Source organism: Microbacterium testaceum, from assembly GCF_020781835.1.
Taxonomy (GTDB): domain Bacteria; phylum Actinomycetota; class Actinomycetes; order Actinomycetales; family Microbacteriaceae; genus Microbacterium; species Microbacterium testaceum_H.
On the sequence record NZ_JAJGNJ010000030.1, the window covers coordinates 1 to 2,156 of the forward strand.

General features: G+C 69.1%; 4 protein-coding genes. All 4 read left to right on the plus strand.

The genetic code is table 11. From position 1 onward, the window contains the following. The coding region (locus tag LL239_RS17410; protein WP_228164587.1) for a hypothetical protein at nt 1-627 on the plus strand (627 nt) is incomplete at its 5' end. Continuing rightward, nucleotides 611-1,018 carry a hypothetical protein gene (locus LL239_RS17415; protein WP_228164588.1) on the plus strand — a complete coding sequence of 136 codons (408 nt, stop codon included), beginning with the start codon at nt 611-613 and terminating at the stop codon, nt 1,016-1,018. The genes LL239_RS17410 and LL239_RS17415, both read left to right, overlap by 17 nt. After that, entirely contained in the window at nt 1,011-1,742 is a 732-nt protein-coding gene (locus LL239_RS17420; protein ID WP_228164589.1) for an HNH endonuclease signature motif containing protein, read from the plus strand. Before LL239_RS17415 ends, LL239_RS17420 begins: the two co-directional genes overlap by 8 nt. Nucleotides 1,743-1,776: 34 nt before the next feature. Next, nucleotides 1,777-2,156: hypothetical protein (locus LL239_RS17425; protein ID WP_228164590.1), on the plus strand; the 380-nt coding region annotated here is incomplete at its 3' end.

Sequence of the window (2,156 nt, forward strand, 5' to 3'; positions counted from 1 at the left end):
CCGTCGCATTGGACGGACGCGAGCCTGCTGAAGGTGCCGTCGTACATGGCGAGGCTGACGGGCATGTGCCTGTGGGGCATGGTGGACGACGAGGGGCGGGCGGAGTTGCGGCCCGACCTGATCGCGGGGGCAGCGTTCCCGGGGGATCCGGCGGTGACGGCGTCCGACGTGGAGACGTGGATGCTGATGCTGGACGAGGCGGGCTTCCTGACGATCTATACGGCGAACGGCTCGACGTGGTTCGAGCTGCGCCGGCCGCTGGTGACGCAACGCCCGACGGAGTCGGAGCACCCGCCGCCGCCTGTTCCGGAATCCTCCGGAGAGTTCGTGGCTATGGGGGGCGCGGGCGAGCGGGCGCGGGAGCGTGTGCGGGCCGAGGGGGACGAGCGGGCGAGCCGGTGGGCGGCGTGGGCGGACGAGCAGGAGCGGGTGGCCCCGCCGGAGCGTCCCCTGCTGCTGGATGCCCCGCCGATCGGTTGCCCCGAGCATCCGCACAACAGGTTCGCTCTCGACTGTGGGGCGTGCGGGACCGCCCGCCGCCGACACGACCTGTGGGTGACAGAGCAGCGATACCTCAGACGAGTCGAGCAGTACGAAAGGACGGTGTCCGATGACGAGCCTTGGTGACTTCCGCATCCCGATCACGATCCACCTCCACGTTCACACGGTGCGAGCGATCCAGGCGGCGGCGAAACGCGCATCCGAAGTCGCGGGTCGGAAGGTCGAGGCGCGGGAGCTGATCGAGCAGCGTCTCGAGGCGGCCGTGAAGGGCATCGAGCACCTGCAACAGCCACGCCCTGCCGAGCCGGTCATCACCGCGGAGGTGCGTGCTCGACTGACGAACGGGGTGGAGGGCAAGGGTGGTCGCATCACAGCAGAGGGGGTCGCGATGATCCACAAGCTCACGGCCGCCGGCAAGTCGGCGACGTACATCGCCGAGGCGATCGGGTGTCACCCGAAGAGCGTCGCCTATCACCGCCGGAAGGCGCGCGAGATCGAGGAGATGGCTGATGTCTGAGGTGGGAGCTATGGAGACGACACCCCGTTCTGACGGACTGGCGGATCAACTCGCTGCTCGCATCGGCAGGGCAATCGTCGCGGTTCAGAGCGGAGAGCCGGAGAACGTGGTCGTCGGTCTGCTTCGGGGCCAGTTCGTCTATGATCACAACGCCGTGGTGCCGAACGAAAACGCTCGGCACGACCCGGAGTTCCGGGAGGCGGAGAGCCGCTTCTGGCAGAAGGTGCAGCCCACGGGGTACTGCTGGGAATGGACGGCTCACCGAACCAAGAACGGATACGGGCGGGTGTCGTTCCGCGGGAAGAGTCTCGTCGCGCACCGGGTCGCGTACGAGCTCCTGGTGGGCCCCATTCCGAAGGGGATGCAGGTAGATCACCTGTGCCGGAATCGGGGGTGCGTGAACCCGGATCACCTCGAGCCGGTCACCCCTCGGGAGAACGCGATTCGCGCGTTCTCGCCGGCGGGCATTGCCGTCCGGACAGGGGTGTGCCAGCGGGGCCACTCGATGGATGACGCGTACCGGACGAAGCGTGCCGATGGAAAGGTCGTCCGACGCTGCAGGCCCTGCGTGCGAGCAGCGCAGCGCGTTAGGAGCGCGCCGACATACGAGCGACGGTGCAAGGAGTGCGGCGGCGAGTTCGTAGGGCGTCAGTCGAACAAGGTCTACTGCTCCGCGGCGTGCGTGCAGCGGGCCTACGTGAAGCGGAGGGGCGCCAATGCATGATCGAGATTGCGTGCGCGGATGCACTGTCCGTGATGTGCACTTCGCGACATGCCCGTGGTTCGGGGTCGAGGACGGCTCCGAGCGTGCCGCGGCCATGCTCGCCGCCGGTGTCGCGTCATGCTCGGGCTGCGCGCCGCGGGTGGCTCGTGAGGGGGTGCTGCTGTGTGAGGGCTGCTACCGCCGGATTCGCCGCCTGCTGGGGGAGACGCCCGACCTGATCGCGCACCTCCGCTCGCTCGCGGACCCGCTGAAGGCGGCGGTGTACGACCGGGTCATGGTGTCCTCGTCCCGCCCGGATCTCCCGGCCCCGGTGTCGGCTGACCTGATCGACGCGGCGGATGACCTGATGCGGATGCTGCGGGAGTGGGCGGTGGTCGTCGATCCCGGCCTCGCCGGCCGTGCGGGGATGGCGGC